Origin of the sequence: Shewanella sp. BJSY2023SW005, from assembly GCF_047314585.1 — a bacterium.
Taxonomy (GTDB): domain Bacteria; phylum Pseudomonadota; class Gammaproteobacteria; order Enterobacterales; family Shewanellaceae; genus Shewanella; species Shewanella algae.
Genome location: NZ_JBKORJ010000022.1, coordinates 1 through 17,135, shown reverse-complemented (window position 1 = coordinate 17,135; position 17,135 = coordinate 1). Strand labels below are relative to the sequence as shown.

14 protein-coding genes are annotated in these 17,135 nt (G+C 54.0%); 13 read left to right on the top strand and 1 reads right to left on the bottom strand.

Annotated features, from left to right (window positions below):
- Positions 1-217: 217 nt before the first annotated feature.
- Positions 218-1,087 carry an OXA-55 family carbapenem-hydrolyzing class D beta-lactamase gene (blaOXA, locus tag ACMHXI_RS06145; protein WP_028779467.1) on the bottom strand — a complete coding sequence of 290 codons (870 nt, stop codon included), beginning with the start codon at positions 1,085-1,087 and terminating at the stop codon, positions 218-220.
- Between the two features lie 447 nt (positions 1,088-1,534).
- On the opposite strand from blaOXA, the gene ACMHXI_RS06140 reads away from it, so the two are divergent.
- From ACMHXI_RS06140 to ACMHXI_RS06080, 13 genes are all read left to right on the top strand, one after another.
- Positions 1,535-2,683: a hypothetical protein gene (locus ACMHXI_RS06140; RefSeq protein ID WP_144160678.1), complete on the top strand. Its 1,149-nt coding sequence runs from the start codon at positions 1,535-1,537 to the stop codon at positions 2,681-2,683.
- Between the two features lie 75 nt (positions 2,684-2,758).
- Positions 2,759-3,325, top strand: coding sequence for a SprT family zinc-dependent metalloprotease (locus tag ACMHXI_RS06135; RefSeq protein ID WP_413734380.1), 567 nt, complete (start codon positions 2,759-2,761; stop codon positions 3,323-3,325).
- 95 nt (positions 3,326-3,420) lie between these two features.
- Entirely contained in the window at positions 3,421-4,176 is a 756-nt protein-coding gene (locus tag ACMHXI_RS06130) for an endonuclease (RefSeq protein ID WP_370629046.1), read from the top strand.
- Positions 4,177-4,194: 18 nt separating this feature from the next.
- Positions 4,195-4,926 (top strand): 16S rRNA (uracil(1498)-N(3))-methyltransferase, encoded by a 732-nt coding sequence (gene rsmE / locus ACMHXI_RS06125; protein ID WP_144379651.1) that lies wholly within the window; start codon positions 4,195-4,197, stop codon positions 4,924-4,926.
- A gap of 43 nt (positions 4,927-4,969) precedes the next feature.
- The gene (gshB, locus tag ACMHXI_RS06120; RefSeq protein ID WP_025889743.1) at positions 4,970-5,929 is read left to right on the top strand and encodes a glutathione synthase; all 960 of its coding nucleotides are present in this window, start codon (positions 4,970-4,972) and stop codon (positions 5,927-5,929) included.
- A gap of 7 nt (positions 5,930-5,936) precedes the next feature.
- Entirely contained in the window at positions 5,937-7,253 is a 1,317-nt protein-coding gene (locus ACMHXI_RS06115; RefSeq protein ID WP_044735955.1) for an alkaline phosphatase, read from the top strand.
- A 124-nt stretch (positions 7,254-7,377) separates the two neighbouring features.
- The gene (locus ACMHXI_RS06110) at positions 7,378-8,412 is read left to right on the top strand and encodes a class I SAM-dependent methyltransferase (RefSeq protein ID WP_028779473.1); all 1,035 of its coding nucleotides are present in this window, start codon (positions 7,378-7,380) and stop codon (positions 8,410-8,412) included.
- Between the two features lie 301 nt (positions 8,413-8,713).
- Positions 8,714-10,384: a DUF342 domain-containing protein gene (locus tag ACMHXI_RS06105; RefSeq protein WP_071238439.1), complete on the top strand. Its 1,671-nt coding sequence runs from the start codon at positions 8,714-8,716 to the stop codon at positions 10,382-10,384.
- A gap of 94 nt (positions 10,385-10,478) precedes the next feature.
- Positions 10,479-10,841 (top strand): DUF4144 family protein, encoded by a 363-nt coding sequence (locus ACMHXI_RS06100; protein WP_045283029.1) that lies wholly within the window; start codon positions 10,479-10,481, stop codon positions 10,839-10,841.
- 119 nt (positions 10,842-10,960) lie between these two features.
- Complete coding sequence (locus ACMHXI_RS06095) at positions 10,961-12,088, top strand: site-2 protease family protein (RefSeq protein ID WP_208185067.1); 1,128 nt, start codon at positions 10,961-10,963, stop codon at positions 12,086-12,088.
- A 196-nt stretch (positions 12,089-12,284) separates the two neighbouring features.
- Positions 12,285-13,346 (top strand): efflux RND transporter periplasmic adaptor subunit, encoded by a 1,062-nt coding sequence (locus ACMHXI_RS06090; protein ID WP_025008908.1) that lies wholly within the window; start codon positions 12,285-12,287, stop codon positions 13,344-13,346.
- On the top strand, positions 13,346-16,420 hold the full coding sequence (locus ACMHXI_RS06085) for an efflux RND transporter permease subunit (protein WP_117199935.1): 3,075 nt from the start codon (positions 13,346-13,348) through the stop codon (positions 16,418-16,420). The genes ACMHXI_RS06090 and ACMHXI_RS06085 overlap by 1 nt, the downstream gene beginning before the upstream one ends.
- 152 nt (positions 16,421-16,572) lie before the next feature.
- Positions 16,573-17,135 (top strand): transposase domain-containing protein (locus ACMHXI_RS06080; RefSeq protein ID WP_413734374.1); only part of this gene is annotated, 563 nt, incomplete at its 3' end.

Genomic DNA, 17,135 nt, shown 5'->3' with positions numbered 1-17,135 from the left:
ACTTGTCCATCCTGTTTATAGACAAACGCCCTAAGCCAAATCGGCCTAGGGCGGTAAAAATATCAAAGACCCGATATCCTGTTAATCACAAGGCAACTCCGCTTTAGTGAACTACGTTGCAGCCTTGGCCGGGGTCTTATATATGAATCAATAACACAGCACACAAGTTGGCCTTCTCTGACTTATGTCTTGGTTATCTATTCCGTGCCAGCCAGACTCAAGGCAGCAGCTGTTCCTGCTTGAGCACCTGTTTCACCAGTTGTTGGCGTAACGGTAACTGGCCGGCCGAGGCCAGATCCAGGTTAATGGCGAAATAGACAGTGTTGTCGTCCAACTCCAACCAACCGACCCACCAACCTATGGCCGGCGTACGCCGCACACCATAGCCTGTCTTGGCGCGAATAATATAGTCAGTACTCGCTTCGGTCAGCATCATCTGTTTGACAATTCGCTGGCTGCGCTCGGACACAGGTAACTTGTTGTCATGCAGTTGCCTTAGAAAATCCACTTGTTGAAATGCTGTAATTCTCAGTTGGCCGTCGAGCCAGAAGCTGTCCGCTTGGCCACCGATATCCTGATTGCCATATTCCAGCTGCCGCACCATAGCCGCCATCACTTTGGGGCCTATCTCCCTGGCCAACTGCTGATACACAGGCACCACAGAGTACTTCATTGCGGTGCGAAAACTCTGGTCCCTGTTCCAGGCGGCAATTTCACGAACCTTTCCGTCCCAGCTAAAACGACTGGTTTCATCGCGCACCGCCCCGGTTTCCAACGCAATAAGGCTGGAGGGGATCTTGAAGGTGGAAGCCGGAATAAAGCCTTCGGCGGCGCGACTTAGATTGTTGGAGAGCCCCAAAGAACGCTTTTGATCCCAAAGCAGTAAACTGCCTTTAACACCTGCGGACTCGAACAGCTTGTCCCAGCGGCGTACCTCTTGCCAACCCTCGGCCGTGACCTCAGAGCCGACGTCACTGACCTTGGTCTGCTCAGCTGCCACAGCCTGCGTTTGTTGAGCCAATAAACACAGCAACATGGGCAGCAGCAAACGCTTACTCAGGCGCTTTCTGTGCAAACCTTTATTCATCTCATTCCCCTATTATTCCCGGCGGTCAAAGCAACAAGCATACAGCCCTGGGGTGAATAATGGTCTGGCAAAGCCCTACTCAATTGTGGCAACAATCTGGCAAGGTAACAGATAGCTTTCCAGTTGCTGACGAGTGTTGCATACTTGAGGAAGGTGCAAACAAGTCCCATGTGTGCTCTGCGTCGGCTTACAGGCCTGGATGCAAGGCGTGGTTCGCAGCAAATGGCCTTAGTCCTTTGCAAGAAGCACAACACAGCAGGCAGACCTGTAAACCACGCCCTTCGGGGCTTTCACAGCAACCGGCTCTCTGCGTTATCTGACTTCGACAGGCCCCGGCATGCCTTCCGTCAGATGCCTTGAACGCCAATTGCTGTGCAAGCCAGAGTGCCACGAGGACTTATTCGCACCTTCCCTAACTTTACAACTCTATAAGCGAAAGGAACTGCCATGTTTAAGCCCAGCCTGGCCATAGCCCTGCTGTCGGGTACTCTGGTTTCTCTGTCGGCTCAGGCCGGTGTCGAAGAGGATCGCCTGCCTGCCGCCAACGAAAAAATGCCTCAAGTCGTCCAGCGCTATCAGGCATTGACAGATGATCTGGTAACGAAATACCGCCAACATACCGATGAGCTCAAGGTTACCCAGATGGTGGCGCACCAGGGGCAACGCCTGTGGCAACAGGCGGTCAGAGATGTGCAGTCAGGTCACAGCGACGACCGCTCCCTTTACTGGAGCCGGTTGCAGATGCGAGCAGAGCTGGGCAAACAGTCGCCCAAGTTCAATATCGCCTCCTGGCAAAGAGAAATACTGACCAAGGCGGTGGAAAAGTCATCCCGAGGTTTCAGCGATATCGACTTTAAGGATGATGCCAGCATCAAGATACTGCTAACCGGATTCGACCCCTTCTTTCTCGATCGCAATATAGAGCAGAGCAACCCTTCAGGTCTGGTCGCCCTGGCATTGGATGGTTACCGCTTCTCGGTTAACGGCCGCCAGGCACAGATAGAGACAGTGATGATCCCGGTACGTTTCGCTGACTTTGATGAGGGCATCATAGAGTCGCTGTTGACCCCGGTTTATCGCGACAAGAGTGTCGACATGGTGGTCACTGTCAGTATGGGGCGCAGCGACTTCGATCTGGAACGCTTTCCGGGCCGCAACCGCAGCGCCGAAGCCCCGGACAACCGCAATGTTTTTACCGGCGCCAGTAAACAGCGACCTCTGCCACCCAAGCTGGAAAACGACACCCTCAATGGCCCTGAGTTTGTCGAGTTCTCCCTGCCGGTAGCAGCCATGCAGAGCGTAAACGGCCGCTGGAAAGCCAACGACAACCATATTGTCAGCACCCTTTCCCGTGGCGAGTTTCAGGCAAGCAGCCTGAGCGAACTGCAAAACAGCACTTCGGTGGAGGGGTCTGGCGGCGGTTACCTGTCCAATGAGATCTCCTACCGGGCTATCCTGCTGCAAAACCAACTCGGTAGCCGTATTCCCACCGGGCATATTCATACCCCGAGAATTGCCGGTTTCGAGCCCGCTACCGAAGAAGCGATAGTCGAGCAGGTCAAAGCCATGCTGACAGCGGCGGCCAAAAGTTTATAATCCCTGATTCAACAGAGGCGCAGTTGCGCCTCTGCTTATTTGCCACCAATTAATGCCAATTCGAGTTTTCTCATGCTGAGTCAGTTGTTCAGATCCCTTAAAAACGCCGGCACTTCTGAATACAACCAAGCACCTGAGCCACAGCCTCAAGCTGCCGCTAGTGAGGCGCAGCAGGCAGTGCTCGATGCAATAGAACTTTGCTATCTCAAGGCTGAGGCCGCCCTGGGCCGAGCGCTAAAGCGCCCTTCGGTCAGCTTTGCCCTGCGAGGCCGCAGCGCCGGTACCGCTCATCCAACCGAGAACCGCTTGCGCTTCAATCCGGTGCTACTGGAGCAAAACCTGCACACCTTCACCCATGAGGTGGTTCCACACGAGATTTGCCACCTGCTCTGTTTCCAACTGCATGGCAAGACCCGACCTCATGGCAAGGAGTGGCAAAGCCTGATGCGGCGGATTTATGGCCTGGCGCCGCGTACCACTCACTCGATGGATATCAGCTCGGTCAAACCCAGAACCCTGCCCTATCAATGTGGCTGCGGTGTAGTAGAGCTGAGCATTCGCCGTCATAACAAGGTCGTGCGGGGCCAGGCTAAATATCAATGCCGCCGCTGCGGCCAACTGCTTAGCCCTCAGCCATCCTGAGCCAAGTTGCCAAGCCTGGCGGCTTCTTTTACTATCTGCTGCAACAATTCCAAGTCTGGCACCTGAGGTATCGGCTGTCGGCACCCGAAGTTATGATTTTAGGGAATAGCGTGATTTCATTGCACCTGCGGCCACTCGTGGCCCTGCCGCTGCTTTTGGCGGCCTCTTCTGTGCTGGCATCGCCCAGCCATCCAAGCAGTTTTTCCGAAGCCAAGAAACGCGCCAAGGTGATTTACAGTCAAACGCTGCCGGCAGTCAGTTTCTACTGTGGCTGTGCCATCAAAATGGAAGGCAAGAAATGGCAGCCGGATTTGGCAAGTTGCGGTTATCAGATTCGCAAACAAGAGACCCGTGCCAACCGCATCGAATGGGAGCATATAGTACCTGCCTGGGAGTTTGGCCATCAGTTGCAGTGCTGGCAAAACGGCGGCCGTAAGAACTGCAGCAGCAAAGATAAGACCTTTAAGCGCATGGAGGCCGACCTGCACAATCTGGTGCCGGCCGTGGGAGAGGTCAATGGCGACAGATCCAACTTCAGGTTCAGTCAGTGGAACGCCAAGCCAAGCCAATATGGCCAGTGTCAGATGACAGTCGACTTCAAGGGCCGTAAGGCAGAACCGCCAGCGCAGGCAAGAGGACGCATCGCCCGTACCTACCTTTATATGCAGCAGACCTATGGGCTCAAGATAGCCTCCAGCCAATTAAAGTTGTTCAAGGCGTGGGACAAAAGCTATCCAGTTGATACTATTGAGTGCCGGCGAGATCAGGTAATAGCCGCCTCTCAGGGCAATCACAACCCATTGGTGCAGAAAGCCTGCAACCAAAGCGGCCTCAGCGGCAGCGCAGAATAAGCCTAAGGAATACAGAGCATGAGAGTGCCGAGAATTTATCACACAGGCCCGATAACCCCAGGCAAAGTTCTGTCATTGGATGATGACGCCAGCGCCCATGTCGGCCGAGTGCTGCGCATGAGCAGCGGCGAGCAAATAAGCCTGTTCAATGGTGACGGCAAAGACTATCCGGCCACTATCGTCAGCGCCGGAAAGAAAGCCGTGGATGTACACGTGCTGTCTGCCATGGACAATCCCTCTGAGTCCCCCCTGGATCTGCACCTTGGGCAAGTGATCTCCCGCGGCGATCGCATGGACTTCACCTTACAAAAATCGGTAGAGTTGGGGGTTAACACCATCACGCCACTGTTTTCAGAGCGTTGCGGCGTTAAACTCAGCGGCGACAGGTTGGAAAAGAAACTGCAGCAGTGGCAAAAAATTGTTATCAGCGCCTGTGAGCAATCCGGCCGTAGCCGGGTCCCTGAAGTGAGACCGGTAATGGAGCTGGCAGCCTGGTGCGCCGAGCCCACGACGGCACTGAAACTCAATCTGCATCCCAGAGCCGCTCACGGCATCAATGGCCTTGAGCTGCCAAACAACAAGGTGCGGCTCTTGATAGGTCCGGAAGGCGGCCTGTCGGAGCAGGAAATTGCCATGACAGAAACCCAGGCATTTACCGAAGTTCTGCTCGGCCCCAGAGTACTGCGCACAGAAACCGCGGCGCTAACCGCCATTACCGCATTGCAGCTCAGATTCGGCGATCTGGGCTAACCATTTTCTGCCCTGTGGGCGCAACGAATAAAGGAAAGGCATCATGATCAAGCTCGGCATAGTGATGGACCCCATCAAGGATATCAACATCAAGAAAGACTCCAGCTTCGCCATGTTGTTGGCGGCGCAGTCCCGCGGCTATGAGCTCTTCTATATGGAGATGCAGGATCTGGCACTGCTGCAGGGTGAAGCCTGGGCCAAGATGCGGCCGCTCAAGGTTCAGGAAGATCCCACTGATTGGTACCAGTTGGGTGAAGCGACCGACACGCCGCTCAAGGAGCTGGATGTGATTCTGATGCGTAAGGACCCACCGTTCGATACCGAATATATCTACGCCACTTACATGCTGGAGCGCGCCGAAGAGGCCGGGGTATTAATAGTCAATAAGCCACAGAGCCTGCGTGATGCCAATGAAAAGCTGTTTACCGCCTGGTTCAGCCAGTTTACCCCCACGACACTCGTCAGCCGCGATCCGCAGCGGTTACGCGCTTTCCATGCCCAGCATGGCGATGTGATCCTCAAGCCATTGGACGGCATGGGCGGCACATCCATATTCAGGGTCAAGCAGGACGACCCCAACCTGGGGGTTATTATAGAAACCCTGACAGATTACGGCCAAAACTATGCCATGGCGCAGGTGTTTATTCCCGAGATCACCAAGGGTGACAAGCGTATTCTGGTCATCGACGGCGAGCCTGTACCCTACTGTTTGGCGCGTATCCCCAAGAAGGGTGAAACCCGCGGTAACCTGGCGGCCGGTGGCAGCGGTGTTGCCCAGCCTCTGTCTGAAAGTGACTGGGCCATTGCCAGAGCCCTGGGCCCTGAGCTTAAAAAGCGCGGCCTGATCTTCGTCGGTCTGGATGTGATTGGGGATAAGCTCACCGAAATCAATGTCACCAGCCCAACTTGCATCAAAGAGATTGAAGCGGCTTTCGATGTCAATATCACCGGCATGCTGATGAATGCCATTGAGCAAAGACTGCAACAAAAACAACAAGGATGAGACTCTGATGAAACTGAGCCAACTCACGGGCGCATTGCTGGGACTGTCATTGCTGCTGCCACTGGCAGTCGATGCCAATCAGTTGCCCAATCCCGCCCCTTCCAGACCCCAAAATATCGTGATCATGGTCGGTGATGGCATGGGGCCGGCTTATACCAGCGCCTACCGGTATTTCAATGACAACCCGGATACCGAAGAGATAGAACAGACGGTATTCGATCGCCTGTTGGTCGGTATGGCCAGTACCTACCCCGCCAGAGTCAGTGGCTATGTCACCGACTCCGCAGCCGCGGCAACTGCGCTGGCAACCGGAGTAAAAAGCTATAACGGCGCCATCTCGGTCGACACCCAGAAGCAGCCGATCCCGACCATAATGGAAAAGGCCAAGCAGCGGGGCATGAGCACGGGTGTGGCAGTCACTTCCCAGATAAATCACGCCACGCCGGCGGCCTTTCTGTCTCACAGTGAAAGTCGCAAAAACTATGTCGAGCTGGCCAACAAGTATCTGGAGACGGATGCCGATGTGATGCTGGGGGGCGGCCAGAAATACTTCGATCAGGAGCTGCTGGCCAAGTTTGATGCCAAGGGCTATCAAATTTTGCAGGAGTTCAGCGCGCTTGAAAGCATCAAACAGCCCAAGGTAATGGGCCTGTTTGCAGAAGTGCAACTGCCTTGGGTGCTGGACGACAAGGATGGCCATCGCCTCAGCACCATGACAGGCAAGGCACTGGAGCTCTTGTCACAAAACCCCAACGGCTTTGTGTTGCTGGTTGAAGGCAGCCTGATCGACTGGGCTGGTCACAACAACGACATCGCCGCCGCCATGGCGGAGATGGATGAATTTGCCCATACCATGGAAGTGGTCGAACAGTTCGTGCGCCAAAACCCCAATACCCTGATGGTGGCCACCGCAGATCACAATACCGGTGGTCTCTCCATCGGCAGCAAGGGCAAATATGCCTGGAACCCAGAGGTGCTCAAGGGGCTGTCTGCCAGTATTGATACCCTTGCCGCCGCTGCGTTGACCGCAGAAGACTGGCAAGCGCCGCTGGCTCAAGGCCTGGGTTTTGAGCTGGAACCCGCGTTGCTTGAACAATTGACCAAGGCCAGAATGCAAGGCAAAGAGACGCTGGCCAGCGCTATCAAACAGGAAGTGGATCGCCGCTCCAACACCGGCTGGACCACCGGCGGCCATACGGGTACAGATGTGCAGGTGTTTGCCACAGGCCCGGGCGCCGAGCTGTTTATCGGCAACCAGGACAACACGGATATCGCCTCCAAACTGATAAGCTTACTGCCCAAGGGGCAAAGGGCTGCTCAGTAATGCTTAACCTTGCAAAAAGCGGCCTTGGCCGCTTTTTTTATGTTTGCCGCCCATAACTCTTGCCCGCTGCCGCCACTGATTGGCTATAATGCGCGGCAGATTTTATCCTTGGAAGTCCCCAATGTTGCTGACACCGCCATCGCAATTACTGCTGCGCAACAGTGCGCTATTTGAAGGCCAAAGCCTGCTGCTGCTCAACAATGAGAGCGACAGCTGCGCCAGAGAGCTTTTGAACCTGTGCCCCAGAGTCGATGCCCTGGCGCTGGATTTCAATCACTTCCAACAGCTTAAGTCGCAAGCCAAGGCCGAGCTCCATTGTTACTTTGGCCACCAGTTGCCCCATACTGACAGGTTCGAGACGGTTGTAGTCTACTACCCCAAGGCCAAGCCGCTGCTCGCTTATCTGCTGGAACTCGCGGCGCTGCACCTGCAACCGGGAGGTCAACTACTGGTCATAGGGGAAAACAAAGGCGGGATAAAGTCGTTTGCCAAACAGCAAAGCCGCTGGTTCAGCAATGCGGCCAAACTGGACAACGCCCGTCACTGCCTGCTGTTTGCCGCCGAGGCCATCGCCAGCCCAACTGCGCTGGATATTGAAGCCTTTGTCAGCCATTACAGCTTGCCCACTCCCCAAGGGGACATACAAATCTGCAATATGGCCGGGGTATTCAGTGAAAAACGCCTGGATCTGGGCACTGAGCTGTTGCTGTCTCATCTGCCCAAGCTCGAGGGCCGGGTGCTGGACTTTGGCTGCGGCGCCGGAGTGATTGCCGCCGCCCTGCTCAAGGTCCAGCCGGAGCTTAATCTGGATTGTGTCGACATCAACGCCATGGCGCTGCTGTCCTGTGAGCTGACACTGAAGGCCAACGGCCTGAGCGCCAAAGTCTATCCATCCGATGGCTTGAGCGCCACTCAGGGCGAGTTCGACGCCATCATCTCCAACCCGCCGTTTCACGATGGCTTGGCAGCCACCACCCATATTGCCGAAAGCTTTATCGCCGACAGCGCCAACAGGCTAAAGGACAGAGGAATATGGCAGATAGTGGCCAATCGTCACCTGCCCTACAGCGATACAATCGCGGCCCATTTCGGTAACGTGAACGTGATTGCCGAAAACAACAAATACAAGCTTTACCGGAATATCAGTAACAAAAAGTAACGCCGGGCAATTTTGGTAACTTTTCGCTAAGAGATCAAAGATTTTTATAAGTATTCAGGGCTATTATCTTTTGAGCAACTGCTAATAATATGTTAACAACAGGCTTCGTTTTGGCGAGCTTATGTTGCTATACTCAACAGCAGTCGGGAAAATAATAATAGTACCATTCCGTACAGGAGTTGATTCAGTCGATACGCGCCTGTTGTCTCGCCATAGCATAGTTATGGCGTCAACAAACAGCTTGGTACTCGATGTTTAAACTTCGAAAAGGAAGGGTATAACTAACCTGGATAACTTTAATATGCTGGCGCCGGATCTCGTTGAACTCAGCAGCAATAAGCAATTTGCCGAGCTGAGGCTCATCCCCAAAACCCATGGCCCCGTGACCGAGGAAGCCATACGTCATCTGTTGGCCCTACCAGACTTCGCCAATCTCTGTCCGCTGGACAGTCAAATCGCCAAAGCCGTCAAGGACGTCAATAAGCTTTACGCCGAAGAAGATGGTCAGTTCGAGCAGTTCTTTCAGATAGCCGAGCGCCGTGACGGCCAGATATCACTCCAGCCCAGTAAAGATAAGATGCAAGCCGGTATGACTCTCACTGCCGCCTGGGGCGGTAAAGAGATCACCTTGCCGGACATTCTTCGCCGCCTGAAAGAAGAGAAGATCTGCATGGGACTGTCGAAAATCAAGATAGAAACCATGCTCAAACGCCTGAAGCAGAGTAAACCGGGCGAAACCATAGAAGGCACTATTGCCTGTGGCAAGGCGGCGGTGAACGGCAACCATGCCAGATTGGATCGCAAAGTGCCCCTGGCCCGTGAGCGCCTGCTGCACCCACAGGAGCGGGAGGATGGCACAGTGGACATGCGTAACCTGGGCGCAGTCATCATGGTTAATGCCGGCGATCTCTTGATGGAAAGGATCCCCGCCACTCAGGGCACCCCAGGATACAATGTTTTCGGCGAAGTATTGCCGGCCAAGCCGGGGAAAGATCTGGAGATGGTAGCCGGCAAAGGTACAGAGTTCAGCGCCAAAGACAGCAATAAGCTTATCGCCACGGTTGCCGGTCAGCCGGTGGAAGTCCGCAACGGCATGCAGGTAGATGATGTATTGCAGATAAAAGATGTGGACGTGGGCTACGGCAATGTCGACTTCAAGGGCAGTATCCTTATCAGTGGCGATGTCCACGAGGGGATGCAGGTCAAGAGCAGTGGCGATATCACGGTCATGGGTTTTGTCGACTCGGCATCCTTGATGGCCGAAGGAGATGTAACCGTCAGCAAGGGCATCATAGGCAGGCAGATCCGCGCCAATGAGTTGTCGACCCAAATCAGAGCCAAGGGGCAGATATCGGCCCAGTTTGTGCAATATTCCGATCTCCAATGCCAGGGCGATATCCTGGTGACCAAGCAGCTGCTGCACAGCAATAGCCGTACCGACAGTAAACTCACAGTCAGCGACGCCAACGGCCGCCGCGGAGATCTGGTGGGAGGAATTGCCAAGGCGGAAAAAGGCATCAAGGCCGTCGCCATAGGCGCTACAGCGGATACCAAGACAGATCTCTTCTGCGCCATGCGTTTGGGGGAGTACCGCCAAAACCTCAAAGATCTGGAAGAAAGTGTCCGGGTTTTGGTGGTAGCCGGTTTGGATATGGAAGCCAGACTGAGAAAACTGCCACCCAAGAGCGAATGGCAGGCAGATCCAGCCATGGTCGAGCAGGTCAAAATGATGCTGGAAGAGAAACACCGTGTCGATGATGAGCGAGTGCGGGAAGAAACCGAACTCGAGCTGCTGAAGGCGGAAACCGAAGGCTACTATCGCCATTACTTTGTCGAAGCTCTAAAGCATATCTACTCCAATGTGGAAATTCACATAGGCCCGGCGCAACAGCGCACCCAGAGGGAACATGGCCCCTGTGTGGTTCAAAACCAAAACGGAGAAGTCCATTTCGACTACAGCAGTCGCGGCTGATATTAAACCGGGCCTCGGTTCTGCGCGGGATAATTAATCGCAACGCCAGGCCATTGTGATATGGTGTTGGGGACAGCTTATTCCTGGAGCCCCTATGACACAGCCAGCCTGGCCAGCCATTCTGAAACCGGCAGATTCGGACGAACTGGCGTATCTCGAGAATGAAAGAGACTGGCTGGAATATATCTGCCTGAATCAACACCTGAGTTGCCAGGGCGATCAACTGATAGATTCCGGCGGCTTATGTTATCCCATACTTCCGGCCATTCGCTGTGACGAACCTGTACTGGCCTCATTGCCGCAAATAGGCCCGAGCCATGCACAGCTCGAACTCACAGATCTCAAGCTGTTGGTGCAAAAGCACGCCGCCGCGCTCGGCAGTTGCTGCGTCGCCAAGTTAGCCTTTATCACTTTTCCCCAAGGACTGGAGATGGTGCGTTATCTGGACAGTCTCTAAGGCGTTCTGGCAAAGGGCTTGGGCCATTTACTGCGAACTGCGCCTTGTATCCAAACCTGTAAGCCGATGCAGAGCCCCCACGGACATGTTCGCACCTTCCCTGACAAAGCCCGGTGCCCATGGGTATAATCGGCGCGTTTTCTCTCACCGGAGTCATAGATTTGCAACTTCTGAAAATAGATTGCTTAGGGAAGCCTCTGAGGCTGGAAGGTTCCATGGCGGGTTGGCAGCAACTTTTTTGGGATAACCAATTAGTCTCACAGCAAGCCGCCAGCGCCGATGCACAAGGCATTGGCAGCCATGAGTTCAGCCTTAGTCGCGCCGATGGCAGCAGCATCAAGGTATGCCTGGAAACCCAGCTCAACTGGCAACCCTTTGAGCTGAGCTATCGCTTGCTCATCGATGAGCAAGTCACGATTGAAGGCAGCCGCAATAGCAAAGATATTGAGCGGCAAACACCGGACATAGCGCCGGTAAAACAGCAGAAACTGAGTCTGGTGGGGCTGGTGTCTCTGGGCTTCAAACTGCTCAAGAGCGCCAAGGTGATCAAGGTCGTCCTGGCAGGAGCCAGTATTGCCGCCTACTCCTGGCTGTTTTCCCTGCAGTTTGCCCTGGCTCTGATTGCCTGCCTGGTGTTTCACGAGTACGGCCATATCCGGGCGATGAAATATTTTGGCATGAAGACCAAGGGTATCTACCTCATCCCCTTCATGGGCGGCCTGGCCTTGTCCGATGAGAAGATCAACACCCGCTGGCAAGACGTGGTGATCTCCATCATGGGGCCAACCTTTGGCCTGTTGATGTCCCTGGCGGCCTTAGTGGCCTACTGGATCACAGGCAATCCCTTCTTTGCCGGTCTGGCGGCCTTTAACGCCTTGCTCAACCTGTTCAACCTGCTGCCTATTTTGCCGCTCGATGGCGGACATATTCTCAAGAGCATCAGCTTTTCGATGAACAGTGCTATCGGCCTTATAGCCTGTATTCTGGGTGCTGCCGTAGGGGTATTTATCAGCTACAGTCTGGGGCTGGCACTGCTGGGGTTCCTGTTGTTGATAGGCAGCGCCGAGATTCTGTTTGAGTGGAAACAGCGTCATCACAGTCATCTGTTGCCGCTGGACAGGTATGGGCAAGTGTTTTCCATTGTCTGGTATCTACTGACAGTGGCGGCCCTGGTAGCTGTTATCTGGCATCTGGCCGGCAACGGTGATGACATGCTGGGACTGCCACTCAAGATATTGCAAAGCTGATTTAACACTCAGGTTGCAAGGCTGCCACAGCTGCGCGTCCCGGGTGCTACATTCAGGCAAATTAGTGCCTGAAAATCTCTATTGGGATCAAAAATCACAAAGATAGATCACCAATGCCTTAAATTGTCGGAATGCCCTGGATCCTGATTAAGGTAAACTGAATTGCTTACCGCTTAATCCATGATACAGGGCGTTTATGAAAACACTTTCAGGCTCCAGTCTTTGGTTACTGATCTTTTGTCTGCCAATTTCTCTATCACTCTCGGCGCAGGAGGTTCAACCCCCTCCGGTAACCGTAGAAGCGGTGAAACAGGCATCCTTTAGAGATGTCGCCAACGAAGTCGGTAAAATTCGGGCTATCGACTCTGTGGCCCTCAGTTTCAACGCCAGCGCCAAACTCACGGCGATCCACTTCAAAAACGGAGACATGGTCAAACAGGGTGACTTGATTGCCGAGCTCGACAGTGTCAAGGCGCAAGCCGATGTCGACAAGGCCCGCAGCACGCTGGCTCTGGCGAAAACCAAACTGGAGCGAGTCAGAGGCCTGCTGGCCAAAGAGCCGGACTCACTGTCAAAACAAGATGTGGATGAGCTGGAAGAAAATGTGCAACTGGCCGCCGCCGATTTCAAACAGAAACAGGCCACCCTTGCCGATTACAGCCTCATCGCCCCCTTCGATGGCCAATTAACCTCCTTTACTCCCTCTATCGGTGCCCAAATAACCGCAGAGACACCTCTGGTAACCCTGTACCGCTTGGATCCGGTTGAAGTGCATTTTGCCATCAGCCAAGTCGAGTTCGGCAAGGCGCAGCGTGGTCAGGAGGTGCATCTCACAGTGGAGGCCTACAAGGGACGCGAGTTCAAAGGATTGGTCAGCTATGTGGCGCCGGCTGTCGATGAGAGTTCGGGCCGGGTGGAGGTTCATGCGCAACTGAGCAACCCGGATCATGCCTTGGCTCCCGGAATGTTTGCCAACGTAAAGCAGATATTCAGCAAGGGGATCAAGCACTTGTTGGTGCCACAAAATTCCGTCATTGCCAATAATGAAGAACGCTTTGTCTGGGTACTGCAAGGCGATAAAGTCAGCAAGCGCCCTGTGTCACTTGGGCGCAACACCAATGACGGTTATGTCATCATCAAGTCGGGGCTGCAAAACTCAGATACTGTGGTGCGAACAGGCATGCAGAACCTGCAAGAGGGAGGTGAAGTCAGAGTCCTGACCAATGCCTTATTGGCCACCGAAGAGGACCAACTCTGATGCGCCTGCCGGAAATCTGTATTCGCCACCCAATTTTCGCCTCTGTGATCAGCATAATGATAGTGCTGATCGGCCTGGTGTCTTTCGGCAAATTGCCGATTCAATACTTCCCTGACTACAACACTCACTCTGCTTCGGTCAGCGCATCCATCAATGGCGCCAGCGCCGAATTCATGTCCGAGAATGTCGCCGATAAGCTTATCGATGCCGCCTCAGGGCTGGATAAGGTCGATACCATGACCACCGACTGTCAGGAAGGCAGCTGCACTCTGTCCATCAACTTCAGCAAAGAGATAGATGACATCGAATACACCAATTTGATGAACAAGCTGCGCTCCAGCGTTGAAGCCATCAACGACTTTCCCCAAAGCATGATAGACAAGCCCAGAGTGACAGATGACGTGTCGGCGACCCATTCCGCCAGCAATATCATCAGCTTTGTCAACGAGGGCGGTATGACCAAGCAGCAGATGTATGATTACATCAGCCAGCAACTTGTACCTCAATTCAAACATCTGTCCGGTGTGGGCGCCGTATGGGGCCCTTATGGCGGCTCACAGCGCGCCGCCAGGGTTTGGCTGAACCCGGATCAGATGAAGGCGCTCAATATCAAGGCCGCCGATGTGGTGGCCACTCTGAGCACCTATAACGCCACTTTTACCTCGGGCACCATAGTGGGCAAGTCCCGCGACTTCTCCATCAACCCACTCAGTCAGGTTGAAAACATAGAAGATATTCGCGATCTGGTGATCCGGGTCGATAACGGCAAAATTATCCGGGTGAAGGATATCGCCAATGTCGTGATGGGCGAAGAGAACCTGCGGCCCAGCCTTTTGAGCATTGGCGGACATCAGGCGATGTCGCTGCAAATACTGCCGCTGGCCAACGCCAACCCTGTGACAGTGGCACAAACCATACGTGCCGAAATCGACAGGATGCAACACCAGTTGCCGGCCGGTCTCAAGATGCAGTTGGTCTATAACCAAGCCGACTTCATTCAAGCCTCTATCGAAGAGGGTTTCTCTACCTTACTGGAAGCCATAGTGCTGGTGTCCCTGATTGTGGTGCTGTTTCTCGGCTCACTCAGAGCCGCTTCGATTCCGATTATCACCATTCCAGTCTGTGTCATAGGGGTATTTGCCGTTATGGCCTGGCTGGGGTTCAGTATCAATGTACTGACCATATTGGCAATCATCCTCGCCATAGGTCTGGTGGTGGACGACGCCATAGTGGTGGTGGAAAACTGCTACCGCCATATAGAAAAAGGTGAAACGCCTTTTAACGCTGCAATCAAGGGCAGCCAGGAGATCATCTTTCCCATCATAGCCATGACATTGACACTGGCTGCCGTTTATCTGCCGATAGGTTTGATGTCCGGACTGACGGCCGATCTGTTCCGCCAGTTTTCCTTCACTCTGGCGGCGGCGGTGATCATCTCAGGGGTGGTGGCCTTGACCCTCTCGCCCATGATGAGTGCCTATTTGATTCAGCAAAGCCACAAACATCCGGCCTGGTTTCAGCGGGTCGAGTTGGGGCTGGAGCGTTTGATTGAGCGCTACAGCCAGGAACTGGAGCTCTGGTTCAACCGTAAGCGTCTGTTGGCCGCAATCGCCTTGCTGCTGGTCGTTTCGGGTGGCGTACTCTATTGGTACATGCCCAAGGTACTGCTGCCCACAGAAGACAGCGGCTTTATTGACGCCAGCGCCAAGGGCCCCACCGGCGTTGGCCGCCAATATCATCTGAATCACAACGCCGAGCTCAACAGCGTTATGGATGACAACCCCAATGTAGCCACCAATCTGGCTTATATCGAAGGCGGCCCGGTCAACCATGTGCTGCTGAAACCTTGGGGAGAACGCAGCGACACCGCCGCCGAAGTGATAGATCAACTGATAGCCAAAGCCAAACAGCAGGTGTCGGCCTACAACATGTCGTTCAGTGTTCGCTCCGCCGACGGTTTGAATATCCCCACCAATCTGCAACTGCAGTTGATGACGCTGGACAGAGACAAAGATGCCTTGGCCCACACCGCCGAGAAGGTGGTTAAGCTGCTGGAGGACTATCCCGGGCTGACCAATATCAACAACTCGACCCTCAGGGACTTGCCACGCTTCGATCTCAGCATAGATCGCAATGCGGTGATCCTTTCCGGCGCCAGCTACAGCGATGTGACCAATGCGCTGTCGACCTTTTTAGGCTCGGTCAAAGCCGCCGATCTGCACTCGGACGACGGCTTCACCTACCCTATCCAGGTTCAGGTTAACCTGGAGATGCTGGGCGACTTCAATGTCCTCAGTAAGCTGTATGTCACCTCTGAATCGGGTGAGGCGCTGCCGCTGTCGCAATTTGTCACCATAAAGCAGGCAACCGCTGAGTCGAATATCAAGACCTTTATGGGTCGCGACGCCGCCCTAATCAGCGCCGATCTTATGCCGGGTTACTCCCCGGGAGAGATCAAACTCTGGCTGGATGAGCAACTGCCGTCGCTGCTGGCTCCATCACAGGGCTATGCCTACAACGGCATCATCAAAGAACTGATGGACTCCCAGGCAGGCACTCAGTCACTGTTTTTGCTGGCTTTAGTGTTTATCTATCTAATCCTGGCGGCGCAGTTTGAAAGCTTTGTCGATCCCTTGATCATTCTCCTCACTGTGCCCCTGTGTCTGGTGGGAGCCTTGCTGACTCTCAACCTCTTTGGCCAGAGTATGAATATCTATTCCCAGATAGGTTTGTTGACTCTGGTAGGCCTGGTTACCAAACACGGGATCTTGCTGGTCGAGTTCGCCAATAAGCAGCGCCAGGCCGGCAAAAGCGCCCTCGATGCCGCCATGGCCAGCGCCCGCTCAAGGCTGCGTCCTATTTTGATGACCTCGCTGGCGATGATCCTCAGCGCCATCCCATTGGCCATAGCTTCTGGCCCCGGCTCTCTTGGGCGGATAAACATAGGCCTGGTTTTGGTGGGGGGCTTGTTGATGGGCACCTTCTTCTCGCTGTTTGTGGTGCCTGTGGCCTACTTGGCTATGAGCCAGTTAAAACAAAAAGATGTGCTGGCCAAGCTCAGAGGCAAGATCTAAGTTTTCGCCAACGCTCTATCACTTCTTTCACCCACTTCCAACTCTCAAAAAAAGCGCCACCCGGGGGGGCAACGTAGATCAGATAAGGATCGGTTGACCGATCCTCATGATGAGAGACAATCGGAAACCTGTTTGTAGGTTTCCGATTTTTTATGTCTATTCAAAACTGCTTTGCCGACTTTCTTGAAGAGAGTCCTGTTGATGTCGCTCAGCTAACCACCTTCTCCGAGCATATTCCTGACGAGTGGATTGCTAAAGCGGCAACACTTTCCGATAAAGCGACGATTCGTCGACGTCGNTTACCGAGTGATATGGTTCTTTGGCTTATTGTTGGAATGGCGTTTTTCCGCAACGAACCGATTGCCGAAGTCGCACGGCGAATGAATGTCTGTGCCGAGGGGCTGGCTAATGAGGAGCTGTTAGCAAAAAGTGCGTTAACGCAAGCAAGGCAACGCCTTGGCAAAGCAGCCCCAGAATGGTTGTTTAGGCAATGCAGCCATAGGTGGGGGTTAGAGCGTTACCCTGAGGATACTTGGCAAGGTTTGCAAGTCTTTGCTGTGGATGGCGCGCTTTTTCGAACCGCTGACACACCGGAGTTAAGAGACCATTTTGGGTCAGGTAATACATCCAGTGACAGACAGACGCCTCATCCAGTATTAAGGGTGGTGACCATGATGAATGTTCGCTCTCATGTCATTGTCGATGCCGCTATAAG

What these genes read in the sequence shown, in the direction of transcription:
- blaOXA (WP_028779467.1), bottom strand. Translation starts at nt 1,087, where the DNA reads ATGAATAAAGGTTTGCACAGAAAGCGCCTGAGTAAGCGTTTGCTGCTG.
- ACMHXI_RS06140 (WP_144160678.1), top strand. Translation starts at nt 1,535, where the DNA reads ATGTTTAAGCCCAGCCTGGCCATAGCCCTGCTGTCGGGTACTCTGGTT.
- rsmE (WP_144379651.1), top strand. Translation starts at nt 4,195, where the DNA reads ATGAGAGTGCCGAGAATTTATCACACAGGCCCGATAACCCCAGGCAAA.
- gshB (WP_025889743.1), top strand. Translation starts at nt 4,970, where the DNA reads ATGATCAAGCTCGGCATAGTGATGGACCCCATCAAGGATATCAACATC.
- ACMHXI_RS06115 (WP_044735955.1), top strand. Translation starts at nt 5,937, where the DNA reads ATGAAACTGAGCCAACTCACGGGCGCATTGCTGGGACTGTCATTGCTG.
- ACMHXI_RS06105 (WP_071238439.1), top strand. Translation starts at nt 8,714, where the DNA reads ATGCTGGCGCCGGATCTCGTTGAACTCAGCAGCAATAAGCAATTTGCC.
- ACMHXI_RS06100 (WP_045283029.1), top strand. Translation starts at nt 10,479, where the DNA reads ATGACACAGCCAGCCTGGCCAGCCATTCTGAAACCGGCAGATTCGGAC.
- ACMHXI_RS06095 (WP_208185067.1), top strand. Translation starts at nt 10,961, where the DNA reads ATGGGTATAATCGGCGCGTTTTCTCTCACCGGAGTCATAGATTTGCAA.
- ACMHXI_RS06090 (WP_025008908.1), top strand. Translation starts at nt 12,285, where the DNA reads ATGAAAACACTTTCAGGCTCCAGTCTTTGGTTACTGATCTTTTGTCTG.
- ACMHXI_RS06085 (WP_117199935.1), top strand. Translation starts at nt 13,346, where the DNA reads ATGCGCCTGCCGGAAATCTGTATTCGCCACCCAATTTTCGCCTCTGTG.